The organism is Cupriavidus sp. FW305-46, from assembly GCF_058787075.1.
In genome coordinates this window covers 38,540-54,319 of record NZ_JBYSZI010000024.1, presented here as the reverse complement: position 1 = coordinate 54,319, position 15,780 = coordinate 38,540, and the positions used below count along the sequence as shown (strand labels likewise).

The 15,780-nt window shown below is 66.4% G+C and carries 16 protein-coding genes; all 16 read right to left on the bottom strand.

Features of this window, described 5'->3' with window-relative positions; translation table 11 throughout:
- Positions 1 to 4: 4 nt before the first annotated feature.
- The gene (locus AC3WON_RS13975) at positions 5 to 697 is read right to left on the bottom strand and encodes an urease accessory protein UreF (RefSeq protein WP_492352041.1); all 693 of its coding nucleotides are present in this window, start codon (positions 695 to 697) and stop codon (positions 5 to 7) included.
- A gap of 9 nt (positions 698 to 706) precedes the next feature.
- Positions 707 to 1,318, bottom strand: coding sequence for an urease accessory protein UreE (gene ureE / locus AC3WON_RS13970; RefSeq protein WP_492352040.1), 612 nt, complete (start codon positions 1,316 to 1,318; stop codon positions 707 to 709).
- A gap of 29 nt (positions 1,319 to 1,347) precedes the next feature.
- On the bottom strand, positions 1,348 to 3,066 hold the full coding sequence (ureC, locus tag AC3WON_RS13965) for an urease subunit alpha (RefSeq protein ID WP_269148705.1): 1,719 nt from the start codon (positions 3,064 to 3,066) through the stop codon (positions 1,348 to 1,350).
- Positions 3,063 to 3,368 carry an urease subunit beta gene (locus AC3WON_RS13960; protein WP_011614866.1) on the bottom strand — a complete coding sequence of 102 codons (306 nt, stop codon included), beginning with the start codon at positions 3,366 to 3,368 and terminating at the stop codon, positions 3,063 to 3,065. The genes ureC and AC3WON_RS13960 overlap by 4 nt, the downstream gene beginning before the upstream one ends.
- A gap of 11 nt (positions 3,369 to 3,379) precedes the next feature.
- Positions 3,380 to 3,991 carry a HupE/UreJ family protein gene (locus AC3WON_RS13955; protein WP_492352039.1) on the bottom strand — a complete coding sequence of 204 codons (612 nt, stop codon included), beginning with the start codon at positions 3,989 to 3,991 and terminating at the stop codon, positions 3,380 to 3,382.
- Positions 3,992 to 4,045: 54 nt separating this feature from the next.
- The gene (locus AC3WON_RS13950) at positions 4,046 to 4,348 is read right to left on the bottom strand and encodes an urease subunit gamma (RefSeq protein WP_010809101.1); all 303 of its coding nucleotides are present in this window, start codon (positions 4,346 to 4,348) and stop codon (positions 4,046 to 4,048) included.
- 44 nt (positions 4,349 to 4,392) lie between these two features.
- Positions 4,393 to 5,262, bottom strand: coding sequence for an urease accessory protein UreD (locus AC3WON_RS13945; protein WP_492352038.1), 870 nt, complete (start codon positions 5,260 to 5,262; stop codon positions 4,393 to 4,395).
- A 122-nt stretch (positions 5,263 to 5,384) separates the two neighbouring features.
- A complete protein-coding gene (urtE, locus tag AC3WON_RS13940) occupies positions 5,385 to 6,077 on the bottom strand; it encodes an urea ABC transporter ATP-binding subunit UrtE (RefSeq protein WP_013956039.1) in 693 nt (230 codons plus the stop codon).
- Between the two features lie 2 nt (positions 6,078 to 6,079).
- Positions 6,080 to 6,928 (bottom strand): urea ABC transporter ATP-binding protein UrtD, encoded by an 849-nt coding sequence (gene urtD, locus AC3WON_RS13935; RefSeq protein WP_010809104.1) that lies wholly within the window; start codon positions 6,926 to 6,928, stop codon positions 6,080 to 6,082.
- Positions 6,925 to 8,130, bottom strand: coding sequence for an urea ABC transporter permease subunit UrtC (gene urtC, locus AC3WON_RS13930; RefSeq protein WP_492352054.1), 1,206 nt, complete (start codon positions 8,128 to 8,130; stop codon positions 6,925 to 6,927). The genes urtD and urtC overlap by 4 nt, the downstream gene beginning before the upstream one ends.
- Positions 8,130 to 9,773 (bottom strand): urea ABC transporter permease subunit UrtB, encoded by a 1,644-nt coding sequence (gene urtB / locus AC3WON_RS13925; RefSeq protein WP_492321681.1) that lies wholly within the window; start codon positions 9,771 to 9,773, stop codon positions 8,130 to 8,132. Before urtB ends, urtC begins: the two co-directional genes overlap by 1 nt.
- A 155-nt stretch (positions 9,774 to 9,928) precedes the next feature.
- Positions 9,929 to 11,185 carry an urea ABC transporter substrate-binding protein gene (urtA, locus tag AC3WON_RS13920; protein WP_010809107.1) on the bottom strand — a complete coding sequence of 419 codons (1,257 nt, stop codon included), beginning with the start codon at positions 11,183 to 11,185 and terminating at the stop codon, positions 9,929 to 9,931.
- A gap of 355 nt (positions 11,186 to 11,540) precedes the next feature.
- A complete protein-coding gene (gene cyoD / locus AC3WON_RS13915; RefSeq protein ID WP_492320904.1) occupies positions 11,541 to 11,909 on the bottom strand; it encodes a cytochrome o ubiquinol oxidase subunit IV in 369 nt (122 codons plus the stop codon).
- The gene (cyoC, locus tag AC3WON_RS13910) at positions 11,909 to 12,553 is read right to left on the bottom strand and encodes a cytochrome o ubiquinol oxidase subunit III (RefSeq protein WP_058698665.1); all 645 of its coding nucleotides are present in this window, start codon (positions 12,551 to 12,553) and stop codon (positions 11,909 to 11,911) included. Before cyoC ends, cyoD begins: the two co-directional genes overlap by 1 nt.
- 5 nt (positions 12,554 to 12,558) lie before the next feature.
- A complete protein-coding gene (gene cyoB / locus AC3WON_RS13905; RefSeq protein ID WP_010809110.1) occupies positions 12,559 to 14,532 on the bottom strand; it encodes a cytochrome o ubiquinol oxidase subunit I in 1,974 nt (657 codons plus the stop codon).
- A gap of 8 nt (positions 14,533 to 14,540) precedes the next feature.
- On the bottom strand, positions 14,541 to 15,506 hold the full coding sequence (gene cyoA / locus AC3WON_RS13900; RefSeq protein WP_010809111.1) for a ubiquinol oxidase subunit II: 966 nt from the start codon (positions 15,504 to 15,506) through the stop codon (positions 14,541 to 14,543).
- Between the last annotated feature and the right edge of the window lie 274 nt (positions 15,507 to 15,780).

The window sequence follows — 15,780 nt, the reverse complement described above, 5'->3', positions numbered from 1 at the left end:
GGGTTCAGGATCGGAACAGCCGGGAGTACTGCGTTTCGTGGCGCGCGGAAAGCAGGCCCAGCATCGGGGAAAAGGTGGAGAGTTGCGGCGGCGTGGCGTCGGCGCGGCGCGCGGCTTCATCGACCGTGTCGAGCACCGCGCCGTGCAGGCGCCGCAGCATGTGCTGCCCCGCCACCTGGCCCAGCGGCACCGCCTTGATCGCCGCGGCGACCTGGTTCTCGGCCCAGTTGAAGCAATAGGCGGCGAGGCCGTCGCGCGCCTCGACCTGCAGCGCCACGCATGCCGCAGTGAACGCCGTCGGCAGGCACACCGGCGACAGCGCCGCCAGCGTCTCGCGCAGCACGGGCGCGCCCCACTCCATCTGCGCAATCAGCCTGGACAGCGACCAGCCCATCTGCTCGGTCTCAAGCCGCAACTCGGAAGTCTCGCGCGTGGCGCGGAACCAGTCGCTCCATGTCCGCACCTGCGCGGCATCGCCCGCTTTCCAGCAGCGATGCAGCAGCAGCCACAACGGCGCTTCGCATTGCGCCTGCACATGCAGCAGGTTGTCGCGGATCCATCGTTCTGCGCTCGGCGCATCGTGCACGCTGCCACAATCGATCGCAGCCTCCAGGCCTTGCGAATAGCTGAAGCCGCCGATCGGCAGCGATGGCGATGCCAGGTGCAGCAGCGAGATCAGTTGGGGCAGGCCGGTCATGGCACGCAATCAATGCTTGTGTCCGCAATGCTCGTCGTGGACATGGTGCGGATCACCGTGATCGTGGGAATGACCCTGTCCATGCGAATGCCCGTGCTCGTGCCCATGATGCTCATGAAACACCGCCTGCGCCGCCGCATAGTCCTCCGCAAACGTCGCATCGTGCCCATGCCTGTGCCCGCCGCCATAAGCCCCCGCCTCCGGCTCGAACGGCAGCTCGGCACGTTCGGCGCGCACGCCCAGCCGTTGCAGCATGTCCGCCAGCACCGCGTCGTATTCCAGCCGCAGGTAGTCGCGCCCGATCTCCACCGGCGTATGGCGGTTGCCAAGGTGATAGGCCGCGCGCATCAGCGCATGCGGGTCTTCCGCGCGCACTTCCAGCACCGCCTCGGCAGCGGCCTGCACTTCCACGAAGCTGCCGTCTTCGGCCACCAACAGGTCGCCGCCGCGCAGCACGGTGCCGCGCGGCAGGAACAGCGCGGCTTCGTCGCCGTTGTCGAGCACCGCGCGCAGGCGGCTCTTGCTGCGTTCGGCGAAGGGCAGGACCAGCTTGGGCGAGCGGCGCACCAGCACGGGCGCGATGCCGTGCGGGGCGCTCAGGAGTTTGTCGATCTTCAGCATGGGCGATGCGGGGCGCGGGCCCCGGCCAGTCAGAACAGGAAATAGCGCTGCGCCATGGGCAGCTCGGTGGCGGGCTCGCAGGTCAGCAACTGGCCGTCGGCAACGACCTGGTAGGTCTCCGGATCGACCGTGACGTGCGGTTGCCAGTCATTGTGCACCATGTCGCGCTTGCTTACCGTGCGCGTGCCGCGCACCGCCGACAGCGTCTTGGCCAGCCCGTAGCGCTCGCCGATGCCGGCCGCCAGCGCCGCCTGCGACACAAAGGTCAGCGACGAACGGTGCAGCGCCCCGCCGGCCGAAGCAAACATTGGCCGGTAGTGCACCGGCTGCGGCGTCGGGATCGACGCATTGGGATCGCCCATCGCGGCCGCGGCAATCATGCCGCCCTTCAGGATCAGGCTGGGCTTGACGCCGAAGAACGCCGGACGCCACAACACCAGGTCGGCCCACTTGCCGACTTCAACCGAGCCCACTTCATGGGCAATGCCATGCGTCAGCGCCGGGTTGATGGTGTACTTGGCGACATAGCGCTTGACGCGGAAGTTGTCGTGCCCGCCGCGCGCATCGTTGGGATCGCCCGGCAGCTTGCCGCGCTGCAGCGCCATCTTGTGCGCGGTCTGCCAGGTGCGGATGATGACCTCGCCGACGCGCCCCATCGCCTGCGAGTCGCTGGAGATCATCGAGAACGCGCCCAGGTCGTGCAGGATGTCTTCGGCGGCGATGGTCTCGCGGCGGATGCGGCTTTCGGCAAAGGCGATGTCCTCGGCAATCGACGGGTCCAGGTGGTGGCACACCATCAGCATGTCGAGGTGCTCGTCCAGCGTGTTGACCGTGTACGGGCGCGTCGGGTTGGTCGACGACGGCAGCACGTTGGCCTCGCCGCACACCTTGATGATGTCGGGCGCATGGCCGCCGCCTGCGCCTTCGGTGTGGTACGTATGGATGGTGCGGCCCTTGAAGGCGGCGATGGTCGCTTCAACGAAGCCGGCTTCGTTGAGCGTGTCGGTATGGATCGCCACCTGGGTGTCGGTTGCGTCCGCCACCGACAGGCAGGTGTCGATCGCCGCCGGCGTGGTGCCCCAGTCCTCGTGCAGCTTCAGGCCGATGGCGCCCGCTTCCACCTGCTCCAGGAGCGGCCCCTGCTGGCTGGCGTTGCCCTTGCCCAGCAGGCCGATATTCATCGGGTAGGCATCGGCCGCCTGCAGCATGCGCTCCATGTACCACGGCCCAGGCGTCACGGTGGTGGCGAAGGTGCCGGTGGCCGGCCCGGTGCCGCCGCCGATCATGGTGGTGACACCGCTCATCAGCGCTTCTTCGATCTGCTGCGGGCAGATGAAGTGGATATGACTGTCGATGCCGCCTGCGGTGACGATCATGCCCTCGCCCGCGATCACCTCGGTGCCCGGCCCGACCACGATGGTGACGCCCGGCTGGATATCCGGATTGCCGGCCTTGCCGATCGCCGCGATGCGCCCGCCCTTCAGGCCGATATCGGCCTTGACGATGCCCCAGTGGTCAACGATCAGCGCATTGGTGATGACGGTGTCGACGCAGTCCTTCGCCATGCGCTGGCTCTGCCCCATGCCGTCGCGGATCACCTTGCCGCCGCCGAACTTCACTTCCTCGCCATAGATGGTGAAGTCTTTCTCGACTTCGATGATGAGCCCGGTATCGGCCAGCCGCAGGCGGTCACCGGTGGTCGGGCCGAACATCTCGGCATAGGCCTGCCTGGAGATCTTTGCCATCACAGCGCTCCCATGATCTTGCCGTTGAAGCCATAGACGATGCGGTCGCCGTCCAGCGCCACCAGTTCCACCGTGCGCGTCTGGCCGGGCTCAAAGCGCACCGCGGTGCCGGCGGCAATATTCAGCCGGAAGCCGCGCGCGGTTTCGCGGTCAAAGGCCAGCGCCGCATTGGTCTCGTAGAAATGGAAGTGCGAGCCGACCTGGATCGGCCGGTCGCCGGTATTGGCCACCGTCACGCTGACCGTGGCGCGGCCGGCATTCAGTTCGATCTCGCCGTCGGCGGGCATCAGTTCACCGGGGATCATGACGATTCTCCTCAGGCCGCCAGCAGGCTGGCGCCATACAGCGCCACGCCGGCACCCGCCGCGCGGGCCAGCCAGCCGGCATGGCGGCGCAGCAACGCGCCGGCGCCGATGCCCAGCAGGTGCAGCGCCATGGTGGCGGCCGCAAACCCGCCTACGTATGCGAGTACCGCAGGCAGCGCGCCCGCAGTGGCGGGCAGTTCGGCCCCGTGGGCGTAGCCGTGGAAGATGGCAAAGCCGCCGACCAGCAGCGTACCGGCCCACGCCGGCAGCTTCGCGCGCAGCGCCAGCAGCAACCCGATCACCAGCAACGAGGCCGAGATCATCGGTTCGACTGCGGGCAGCGCCACACCGGACAGGCCGATTGCAGCCCCCACCAGCATCAGCGCCACGAAGGCCAGCGGCAGGCGCAGGGTGTCGGCGGCCGAGCGGGCAATCAATGCGCTCCACACGCCCACCGCCGCCATCGCCAGCAAATGGTCGGCGCCGGTGAAGGGGTGCGCCAGGCCGGCCCACAGGCTGGCGCTGACGGTGGCGGCATCGTGGCCGGGATGCGCCAGCGCGGCGCCGGCGGCAACGGTCAGGGAAGTGCCCAGGGCAAGGCGCAGGCAGGCGGTACGGTTCATGTCGGCTCTCGGGTTGGTCTTGTTATCGCGGTCCAGAATCGGAATCGGTCATGCTCAGACAATGGGATGGTGGACGGTCACCAGCTTGGTGCCATCCGGAAAGGTGGCCTCCACCTGGATCTCGGGGATCATCTCGGCCACGCCATCCATCACGTCCTCGCGGCCCAGCACGGTGGTGCCCTCATGCATCAGCTCGGCCACGGTGCGGCCATCGCGCGCGCCTTCCATGATGGCGGCGGTGATCAGCGCCACCGCTTCCGGGTAGTTCAGCTTCAGCCCGCGTGCCTTGCGCCGCTCGGCCAGCAGCGCGGCGGTGAAGATCAGCAGCTTGTCTTTCTCTCGCGGCGTCAGTTCCATCTCTTGTTCCTGGTTTCCTGTGTTCGGTTGTCTCTGTTGGCGGCCTACGTGGCCCACAGCCGCAGCGGCCGCGCCGCGACACCGTGGATCGGCATGCGCAGCGCCTGCCAGCTGTCGACCATGACGTGGCGCACGGCTTCCATGTGCCGGCCCAGCACGCGCAGCAGCAGCATCGACTGGCCGTTGGCGGCCAGGCAGGTCACGCCGGCGCGCAGCTCCGGCGTATAAGGCAGCTGTTCGGCCAGGGCTTCGGCCAGTTCCTGCGTCGCGCCCTCGCCTACCGCCCACAGCGTGCCCAGCACATTGAGTCCATCGAGGCCGGCTACCGCGGTGCGCAGCGGCGACTCGGCTTCAAGATGCGATTGCTCGATCCACAACGCGCGTTCGCCCGTGCCGATGCGGGTATCCAGCCACAGCGCGCCGCTGGCCCACTGCTCGCCCGATGCCTGCCGGCCCAGCACCACCGCATCCCAGCCGATCGCGCTGCCGCCGGGCGCGACGTCGAGCACGGTCGAAATCCGCGCACGGGCGTCGTCGAAGACGATGTTCTCCTGCGGCAGCCAGTCCAGCCGCGCGCCTGCGCCCACCGTCAGGCGCACATGCTGCGCCGCCTCGCGGCCGAGCGACTTGTACCACTTGGTGGCACCCGGCGTGGCCAGCACGGCGTGCGCGCCAGCCTCCACCGTCACGTCGATATCCAGGCTGTCGCCGCCTGCCACGCCCGCTGGTGGATGCAGGATCACCGCATGGCAGATGCCGCCTTCCGGGTACAGCGGCTTCTGCACCAGCAGCGGCCCCTGGTGGCGCCGCTCGGTCAGCGCGGTGCGTTCGCCGCGCTGCGCAAAGCGCAGCCGCAGGGTCGCCTGCCATGCGGCGGGCACGGTGAGCGATGAAGGAAGATCGGGATGGCGCATGGCAAGGACAGCCGGCGGAGGCGCGCGCGCAATGGCGGGAATTGCAAGCAATCATAGCGCGCTGCCTGGCTTCGCGTAAGCAGCGTATGACCCACAAATCCCGGCGCTGCCGCGCAGCCGCCCTACACGGCGATCAACTCCCGCACGCCGTCCTGCTCCATGCTGGCGCCGGCACCCCGCGCCACCACTTCGCCGCGGCTCATCACGACATAGTGGTCGGCAATATGCCGCGCGAACTCGTAGTACTGCTCGACCAGCAGCACCGTCATGCCGAACTCGTCGACCAGCAGGCGCAGCGCCCGGCCGATGTCCTGGATGATGGAAGGCTGGATGCCCTCGGTGGGTTCGTCCAGGATCAGCAGGCCCGGCTCGCTCATCAGCGCGCGCCCGATCGCCAGTTGCTGTTGCTGGCCGCCGGATAGGTCGCCGCCGCGGCGCAGCCGCATGGTGCGCAGCACCGGGAACAACTGGTAGATCCGGTCCGGCACGCCTGAAGGCCGCGCCCGGCTGGCGGCGCCGATCAGCAGGTTTTCTTCCACCGTCAGCCGCGGGAAGATCTCCCGGCCCTGCGGCACATAGGCCAGCCCGGCGGACACGCGCTCATATGGCGCCTTCTTCTCCAGCGCCTGCCCTTCCCATTGGATGCTGCCGCTGCGCGTGGGCACCACGCCCATCAGGCACTTGAGCAGCGTACTCTTGCCCACGCCGTTGCGGCCCAGCAGCGTGGTCAGCTTGCCGGCGGGCACGTCGAAACTGACATTGCGCAGGATATGGCTACCGCCGTAGAACTGGTTCAGTGCATTGACCTGCAGCATGCTTATCTTCCCAGGTAGGATTCGATCACGCGCTCATCGCGCTTGACGCTGTCGAGCGTGCCTTCGGCCAGCACGCTGCCCTCGGCCAGCACCGTGACCTGGCCGGCATCGCCCGCGAGCGCTGCGACGAACTCCATGTCGTGCTCGACCACCATCATCGAGCAGCTGCCGCGCAGGCCATTGAGCAGCGCCGCCAGCTGCATGGTCTCTTCATCGGTCATGCCGGCCACCGGCTCGTCCAGCAACAGCAGCTGCGGCTGCTGCATCAGCAGCATGCCGATCTCCAGGCGCTGCTTCTGCCCGTGCGACAGCAGCCCGGCGGGCCGGTAGGCCTCGGCCTCCAGTCCGGTCAGCGCCAGCGTTTCCTCGATGCGGCGATGCCCCTCGGCCGTCAGCCGCGCGCGCAGCGACGACCACCAGCGCTTGTCGGCCTTCATCGCCAGTTCCAGGTTCTCCCACACCGCGTGCTGCTCGAACACCGTCGGCTTCTGGAACTTGCGGCCGATGCCGACCTGCGCGATGCGCGGCTCGGTCATCCGCATCAGGTCGATGGTCTGGCCCAGGAACACGCGCCCGCTGACATTGGCATTGCGCGGCCCGGTCTTGCCGGTGATGACATCCATCATCGTGGTCTTGCCGGCCCCGTTGGGGCCGATCACGCAGCGCAGCTCGCCATGGTCGATCGACAAGGTCAGCTTGTTCAGCGCGCGGAAGCCGTCGAACTGCACCGTCAGGTCTTCCAGGTACAGGATCGGCCCGTGCGAGACGTCGATGGTGCCGGGTTCGACGATGCGGCCCAGGCCGGTGGCGTCGCCGCTTTCGGCCTGGCCGTGCTGGAGTGCGGCATTCATGCTTCACCTCCGGTGCGTCCTGCCACGGCGGGCGCGGAAACAGGGTCTGCAGCGGCTGGTGGTATGGCCGCGCGCCGCTCGCGCAGCCGGTTCCACAGCCCGGTCACGCCATCGGGCAGGTACAAGGTCACCAGCACGAACATCGCGCCCAGCAGGAACAGCCAGTATTCGGCAAAGTGGGCGGTGAACAGGGTCTTGGCACCATTGACCAGGAACGCGCCGATCACCGGCCCGATCAGCGTGCCGCGCCCGCCCACGGCGACCCACACCGCCATCTCGATCGAATTGCCGGGCGACATCTCGCCGGGGTTGATGATGCCCACCTGCGGCACGTACAGCGCCCCCGCGATGCCGCACAGCACCGCCGAGAAGGTCCACACGAAGAGCTTGTAGCCCAGCGGGTTGTAGCCGGAGAACATCACCCGCATCTCGGCATCGCGCACCGCGGTGACCACGCGCCCGAGCTTGGACGTGACGATGTAGCGGCAGGCGATGAAGCCCGCCAGCAGCGCCAGGAAGGTCAGCACGAACAGCGCCGTGCGCGTCTGCGGCGCCGCAATCGCAAAGCCGGCAATGCGCTTGAAGTCCGTGAAGCCGTTGTTGCCGCCGAAGCCGGTCTCGTTGCGGAAGAACAGCAGCATCGCCGCATACGTCATCGCCTGCGTGATGATCGACAGGTACACGCCCTTGATGCGCGAGCGGAACGCGAAGAAGCCGAACAGCCAGGCCAGCACGCCCGGCACCAGCACCACCAGCAGCAGCGCATAGCCGAGGTGCTCGGTGCCGTGCCAGAACCACGGCAGCTCCTTCCAGTCGAGGAACACCATGAAGTCCGGCAGTTCGCTCTTGTACACGCCCTCGCGCCCGATCGATCGCATCAGGTACATGCCCATGGCGTAGCCGCCCAGCGCGAAGAACAGCCCGTGGCCCAGGCTCAGGATGCCGCAGTAGCCCCACACCAGGTCCAGCGCGATCGCCGCCAGCGCAAAGCACATGATCTTGCCGACCAGCGTCAGCGCATAAGCCGACAGGTGCAGCGGATGCCCCTCCGGCAACACCAGCGCACACACCGGCACGCCGATGCCGACGATCACCACCAGCGCCGCAAGCACCAGCCAGCCGCGCGGCGAGAACAGCGCCTGCCGCTCCGGCACCGCTAGCCGGAACGCGGTGGCGGAAGAATTCGATTGGACTCGCTGCATCATGCCTCCGCGCTGCGCCCCTTGAGCGCGAAAAGTCCCTGCGGCCGCTTCTGGATGAACAGCACGATCAGCACCAGGACAAAGATCTTGGCCAGCACCGCGCCGTAGAAGGGCTCGATGAACTTGTTGATGATGCCCAGCCCGAAGGCGCCGACGATGGTGCCGGCCAGCTGCCCGACGCCGCCCAGCACCACCACCATGAACGAATCGATGATGTAGGCCTGGCCCAGGTCGGGGCCGACATTGCCGATCTGCGACAGCGCGCAGCCGCCCAGCCCGGCAATGCCGGCGCCGAAGGCAAAGGCGTAGCTGTCGACCTTCCAGGTGCGCACGCCGACGCAGGCCGCCATGGTGCGGTTCTGCGTGGTGGCGCGCACGAACAGCCCCAGCCGCGTGCGGTTCAGCACCGCCCACGCCACCGCCACCACCGCCAGCGCGAACAGGATGATGACAATGCGGTTGTACGGGATCACCAGGCCCGGCATCCATTCGATGCCGCCGCTCATCCACGCCGGGTTGGCCACTTCCACGTTCTGCGCGCCGAACAGCGTGCGCACCGCCTGCATCAGCAGCAGGCTCACGCCGAAGGTGGCCAGCAGCGTTTCCAGCGGGCGGCCGTACAGGTGGCGCAGCACCAGCCGCTCCAGCACGAAGCCCACCAGCGCGGCGGCCAGGAACGAGGCCGGCAGCGCCGCCGGCAGGTACCAGTCGAACGCACCCGGCGCGTAGGCGCGGAACAGCGACTGCACCACGTAGGTGGCATAGGCGCCGATCATCAGGAATTCACCGTGCGCCATGTTGATGACGCCGATCAGGCCATAGGTGATGGCCAGCCCGAGCGCGGCCAGCAGCAGCACGCTGCCCAGGCTCAGGCCGGCGAACAGGTTGCCGATCAGCTCGGCGCGGCGCTGGTCGCTGCGCAGCGTGTCCAGCGCCTGCTGCGCGGCCAGGCGCACGTCGGCATCGGGCTCGCGGTAGTTGCCGGCGCTGTCGCGCTCCACCAGCGGCGCCAGCTTCTGGCGGCTCTGCGGGTTGCTGTCGCTGCCGAGGATGCGGATGGCTTCAAGCCGCGCGTCATGCGCTGCGGGGTCGGCCGGCTCGGCCAGCACCAGGTTGGCCCAGATCACGTCCAGGCTGGTGCGCAGGCCGGCATCGGCCTCGTTCTTGCGCGCGGCTTCGACCGCGGCGCGCGAGGCGCTCTCGGGCTGGTCGCGCAGCGTGGCGATGGCCTGCGCGCGCACCGCGATATCGGGCGACTGCAGCAGCAGGCTGCTGGCGGCGCTGTCGACCAGCGCGCGCAGGCTGTTGTTCAGGGTCAGGGATTCGAGCTCGTCGGCTTTCACCGCGACCGGCTTGCCGGTAATGGCATCGACGGTCTTGCCGCCATCCTGGCGCACCATGCCGACCGACGGCGCATATTGCAGCGCGTCGTCCTGCAAGGCCTTCAGGATCGGACCGGCCTGTTCCGGCGAGGCCTTGGCCAGCGCGGTCAGCGCCGCGGTCTTGGCATCGAAGTCGTCTTCGGCCAGCGGCTTCAGCTCGGCCTGCGTCAGCGCCGCGGCCCACGGCGCAGCCGCCAGCAGCAGCGCCGCCAGCAGGGCGTGCAGCCATGGCAGGATGGAAACGGATAAGGGATTGCGCATAGGTGCTGGCGAGTTGCGGAATGAGTGTTTGGGGAGAAGGCAGGTGTCCATGACGAAGCGAGTGCCATCTGGCTGGCAAGCGCCTGCCCTCTCCCCCAGCCCCTCTCCCGCAAGCGGGAGAGGGGAGCCAACCGGCAGCGGGTGGCCCGGCTTGCTTACATCACCTTGTCCGGCTTGCCTTCGTTACCCGCGATGAACGGGCTCCACGGCTGCGCGCGCACCGCCTTCGGCGTCTTCCACACCACCGAGAACTGGCCGTCGCCCTTCACTTCGCCGATCATCACCGGCTTGTACAGGTGGTGGTTCTCGCCCATGGTCAGCGTGAAGCCGTCCGGTGCCTTGAAGGTCTGGCCGTACATGGCGGCGCGCACCTTGTTGGTGTCGGTGGTGCCGGCCTTCTTCACGGCCTGCGCCCACATATGGATGCCCACGTAGGTGGCTTCCATCGGGTCGTTGGTCACACGCTTGTCGCCGCCGGGCAGGTTGTTGGCCTTGACCCATGCCGCCCACTGCTTGCGAAAGGCGTCGTTCTCGGGGTTCTTGACCGACATGAAGTAATTCCATGCGGCCAGGTGGCCCACCAGCGGCTTGGTATCGATGCCGCGCAGTTCCTCCTCACCCACCGAGAACGCCACCACCGGCACGTCCTTGGCCTTCAGCCCGGCGTTGCCAAGCTCCTTGTAGAACGGCACGTTGGAGTCGCCGTTGATGGTGGAGATCACCGCGGTCTTGCCGCCCTGCGAGAACTTCTTGATATTGGCGACGATGGTCTGGTAGTCGCTGTGGCCAAATGGGGTGTAGACCTCTTCGATGTCCTTGTCGGCCACGCCCTTGCTCTTCAGGAAGGCGCGCAGGATCTTGTTGGTGGTGCGCGGGTAGACGTAGTCCGTGCCCAGCAGGAAGAAGCGCTTGGCGCCGCCGCCTTCCTTGCTCATCAGGTATTCCACCGCCGGAATGGCCTGCTGGTTGGGCGCTGCACCGGTGTAGAAGACGTTCTTCGACATCTCTTCGCCTTCATACTGCACCGGGTAGAACAGCAGCGAGTTCAGCTCTTCGTAGACCGGCAGCACGGATTTGCGCGACACCGAGGTCCAGCAGCCGAAGGTCACCGCGACCTTGTCCTTGGTGATCAGCTGGCGCGCCTTTTCCGCGAACAGCGGCCAGTTCGAGGCGGGATCCACCACCACCGGCTCCAGCTTGCGCCCCAGCACGCCGCCGCTCTTGTTGATCTCGTCGATGGTCATCAGGGCCACGTCCTTCAGCGACGTCTCCGAAATGGCCATGGTGCCGGACAGCGAGTGCAGGATACCGACCTTGATCGGTTCCTTGGACTGCGCCATGGCCAGCGGGCTGGTACCGATCATTGCCGCGGCGGCTATCGCCGACAGCTTCAGCATGTCACGTCGTTGCATTTGCAGCTCCCGTTTATGGTGTTAGTCAGGGACTACGCTCCCCGGGTGATGCTTCTGCAACTAGCGTGCCATGGAGGCAGGCCGCCTGATACCCACCGCACCCCCGGCAGATGGCGTGCTGGCGCGGCGCGCAGGCGCTGCCGCCGCCCACGATCGCGCATCCGCACCAGAACAGTGCGGGCGGCGCACGCACCACTCCCGTGCATCTGCGCAATTCCGTGCGGGCGGCATGCGCAAGGCACCAGGCGCTGCGCGTCCCCGCACCAAGGCCGGGCGTCATGCCCCAAGGCAGGCGACGGGCAAAAAAAACGGGGCCCCTTGCAGGGCCCCGCTCTCGATGCCAGGACGTTGGTCCTTACATCACCATCATGTTGGCATTCAGGTTGTGCATGATCCACAGCGAACCCGCCACCACGATCACCAGGATCAGCGCCGTGAACAGCAGCGCGATCACGTTGCTGCGCTGCTCGGACGACGTGTCCAGGTGCAGGAAGTACTTCAGGTGGACCAGGATCTGGACCGCGGCCATGCCGAGGATGATCCAGAGGATGGTGCCCTTGTCCATGCTGCCGTCCATCACGAGCTTGAACGGGACCACGGTCAGGATCACGGCCAGGATGAAGCCGATTGCGTACGACTTGAAGCTGGCGTGGGTGTCATGACCCGCGTGCGAGTCGTGCGAATCGTGGGCGCCGTGCGCCGCCGGTGCGTTGTGTTGTGCCATCACAGATGTCCCATCAGGTAGACCACGGTAAACACGCCGATCCAGACCACGTCCAGGAAGTGCCAGAACAGCGACAGGCACATCAGGCGCTTGCTCAGGGTCGGGGTGATGCCCTTCTTCGACAGTTGCCACATCAGCACGATCATCCACAGCATGCCGCTGGCGACGTGCAGGCCGTGGGTGCCGACCAGCGTGAAGAACGACGACAGGAACGCGCTGCGGCCCGGGCCGGCGCCTTCGGCGATCAGGTGATGGAATTCGTTGATTTCCATCGCCATGAATGCCGCGCCCAGCAGGAACGTGATGCCGAGCCACACCTGCACGCGGCTCAGGCTGCGGTTCTGCAGCGAGATCATCGCCATGCCGTACGTGATCGAGGAGAACAGCAGGATGAAGGTCTCCACCAGCACGTAGTTGAGCTCGAACAGCTCCTTCGCCGACGGGCCGCCTGCCAGTTCGCCGCGCAGCACGGCGAAGGCCGCGAACAGTCCGGCGAAGATGATGCAGTCGCTCATCAGGTAGATCCAGAAGCCATACACCGTATTGGCACTGGTATCGTGGTGCGCATGGTCATGGCCATGCGCGTCGGCTTTGGCCGGTGCGCCGGCCTGCGCGGGGATGCGGTCTAGGACTTGAGTCGACATGGTTCTCAGGCTTGCGAAGCAATGCGCTGCAGATGGCGCGTTTCGATCTGCTCGACCTCGGTGGCCGGCACGTAGTAGTCGATATGGTCGTCGTTGCTGCGGTGGATGAACGCCCACACCATGCCCACCAGGCCAACGATGGCCATCCACCAGATATGCCAGGTCAGGGCAAAGCCGAACACCAGGCTGAAGGCGCCGATGATGAAGCCCGCGCCCGTGTTCTTGGGCATGTGGATCTTCTCGTAGCCTTCGGTCGGCAGCGTCTCGCCACGGGCCTTCATGTCGGAGAACGCGTCCAGGTCACGCACCACCGGGGTGTGCGCGAAGTTGTAGAACGGCGGCGGCGACGAGGTGGCCCACTCCAGGGTGCGGCCGCCCCACGGGTCGCCGGTCACGTCGGCCAGCTTCTTGCGGTCGCGGATCGACACCACGATCTGCAGCACCTGGAAGAAGATGCCCAGCGCCACGAACACCACGCCGACCACGGCCAGGTACAGCCACGGCGTCCAGGCCGGGTTGTCGGTGTGGTTCAGGCGGCGGGTCATGCCCATCAGGCCCAGCACGTACAGCGGCATGAAGGCGAAGTAGAAGCCGACCAGCCAGCACCAGAAGGCGCACTTGCCCAGCCGCTCGTTCAGCGTGAAGCCGAACGCCTTCGGCCACCAGTAGGTGATGCCGGCCAGGTAGCCGAACAGCACGCCGCCGATGATCACGTTGTGGAAGTGGGCGATCAGGAACAGGCTGTTGTGCAGCACGAAGTCAGCGGCCGGCACGGCCATCAGCACGCCGGTCATGCCGCCGATCACGAAGGTGATCATGAAGCCCAGCGTCCACAGCACCGGCGAGGTCATCTGGACCCGGCCGCGGTACATGGTGAACAGCCAGTTGAAGATCTTCACCCCGGTCGGGATGGAGATGATCATGGTGGTGATGCCGAAGAACGCGTTGACGTTGGCGCCCGAGCCCATCGTGAAGAAGTGGTGCAGCCACACGATGAACGACAGCACCATGATCGCGGCGGTCGCGTACACCATGCCCTTGTAGCCGAACAGCTTCTTGCCCGAGAACGTGGCGATCACTTCAGAGAAGATGCCGAACGCCGGCAGGATCAGGATGTACACCTCGGGGTGGCCCCAGATCCAGATCAGGTTCACGTACATCATGGCGTTGCCGCCACCGTCGTTCGTGAAGAAGTGGGTACCGACGTAGCGGTCCAGGCCCAGCAGCGCCAGGGTCACGGTCAGCACCGGGAAGGCAGCCACGATCAGCACGTTGGTGCACAGCGCGGTCCAGGTGAACACCGGCATGCGCATCAGCGTCATGCCCGGCGCGCGCATGCGCAGGATCGTCACCAGGAAGTTCACGCCGGTCAGCAAGGTGCCCAGGCCCGAGATCTGCAAGCTCCAGAGGTAGTAGTCCACCCCCACGCCCGGGCTGAAGTCCAGGCCCGACAGCGGCGGGTAGGCCAGCCAGCCGGTCTTGGCGAATTCACCGACGCCCAGCGAGACATTGACCAGCATGGCGCCCGACACGAACAGCCAGAACGACAGCGTGTTCAGGAACGGGAAGGCCACGTCGCGCGCGCCGATCTGCAGCGGCACGACCAGGTTCATCAGGCCGGTCATCAGCGGCATGGCCACGAAGAAGATCATGATCACGCCGTGGGCGGTGAAGATCTGGTCGTAGTGCTCGGGCGGCAGCACGCCGGTCGCGCCATTGGTGGCGAGCGCCAGCTGGGTGCGCATCATGACCGCGTCGGCGAAGCCGCGCAGCAGCATGATCAGCGCGACCAGGCAGTACATCACGCCGATCTTCTTGTGGTCGACCGAGGTGAACCACTCGTTCCAGAGGTAGCCCCACTTCTTGAAATAGGTGATCGCGCCTAGCAGCGCGGCACCGCCCAGGGCGACGCCGGCCAGAACGACCATGATGATCGGCTCATGAAACGGAATCGCCGACAAACTCAACTTGCCAAACATCATTGCTCCTAGGATTGCGCGCCCAGCGCCTTCACAGGCGTGGTCATCGACAGCTGCTCTTCACCGAGGGTGTTGCGCGACGTGCAGATCGGGCCGCCCTTGAACCCGTCGGCGGCGAGCGCCGTGCCGCTGTGGTCCATGTACTTGTGCAGGATGTTGTGGAAGAGCTTGTCTTCCACCTTGCCGTAGTACGTGACCGGCTCCTTCTCGCTGGGTTGTGCCAGCGTCTTGTAGCCTTCAACGCCCAGTTCGGTGGACGAGGCGCGAACCTTGGCGACCCACTGGTCGAACTCATAGTTCGACATGGCGACCGCCTTGAACTTCATGCCCGAGAAGCCGCCGCCGCTGTAGTTGGCGGACACGCCGTCGTAAGAGCCGGCTTCGTTGGCGATCAGGTGCAGCTTGGTCTCCATCCCTGCCATGGCGTATACCTGGCTGCCCAGTTGCGGGATGAAGAACGAATTCATGATCGAATCCGAGGTGATCTTGAAGTTCACCGGGGTGTCGACCGGGAAGGCGATCTGGTTGACCGTGGCGATCTTCAGTTCCGGATAGATGAACAGCCACTTCCAGTTCAGCGCCACCACCTCGACGGTGACCGGCTTCTTGCTGGATTCGAGCGGCTTGTACGGGTCCAGGTCGTGCGAGGACTTCCAGGTGATGATGCCCAGCGCAATGATGATCAGGCAGGGGATCAGCCACACCACCACTTCGATCGCGGTGGAGTGCGACCAGTCCGGCTCATAGCGCGCCGAGGTATTGGACGCGCGGTACTTCCAGGCGAACACCAGCGTGAGCACGATCACCGGCAGCACCACCAGCAGCATGAGCCAGGTCGCGATCAGGATGATGTTCTTGATGTCGACGCCGACCTGCCCTTTCGGGTCGAGCAGCGTCATGTTGCAGCCGGCGAGCAGGAGCAGGCCAAGGCAAGGCAGGAACCGCGTCCAACGCGGCAGTATGGGTTTCTTCATGTCACGACTGGTTTGGTTACACCGCGCTTCGGGCAAAAGCGTGGCTAAACCGCCTGATGCTCGCGCAAGAGGCGTGGGGCTGAGGGAAAACCGGAAGGACGTGTCCTTAGCTGGCGTTGCGGTCGGGCGGCGGATCGAACGCCGGGGGACCATGCGGCCTTGCAACGCCATGAACACGGAAGGACAACTGACTGCGTGCGCTGCAGGCCCTGTAGGACCTTGCCGGCGCTGCGGCACCTGGCCGAAACCGCGAACGGTCCCGGCTCAGCACAGC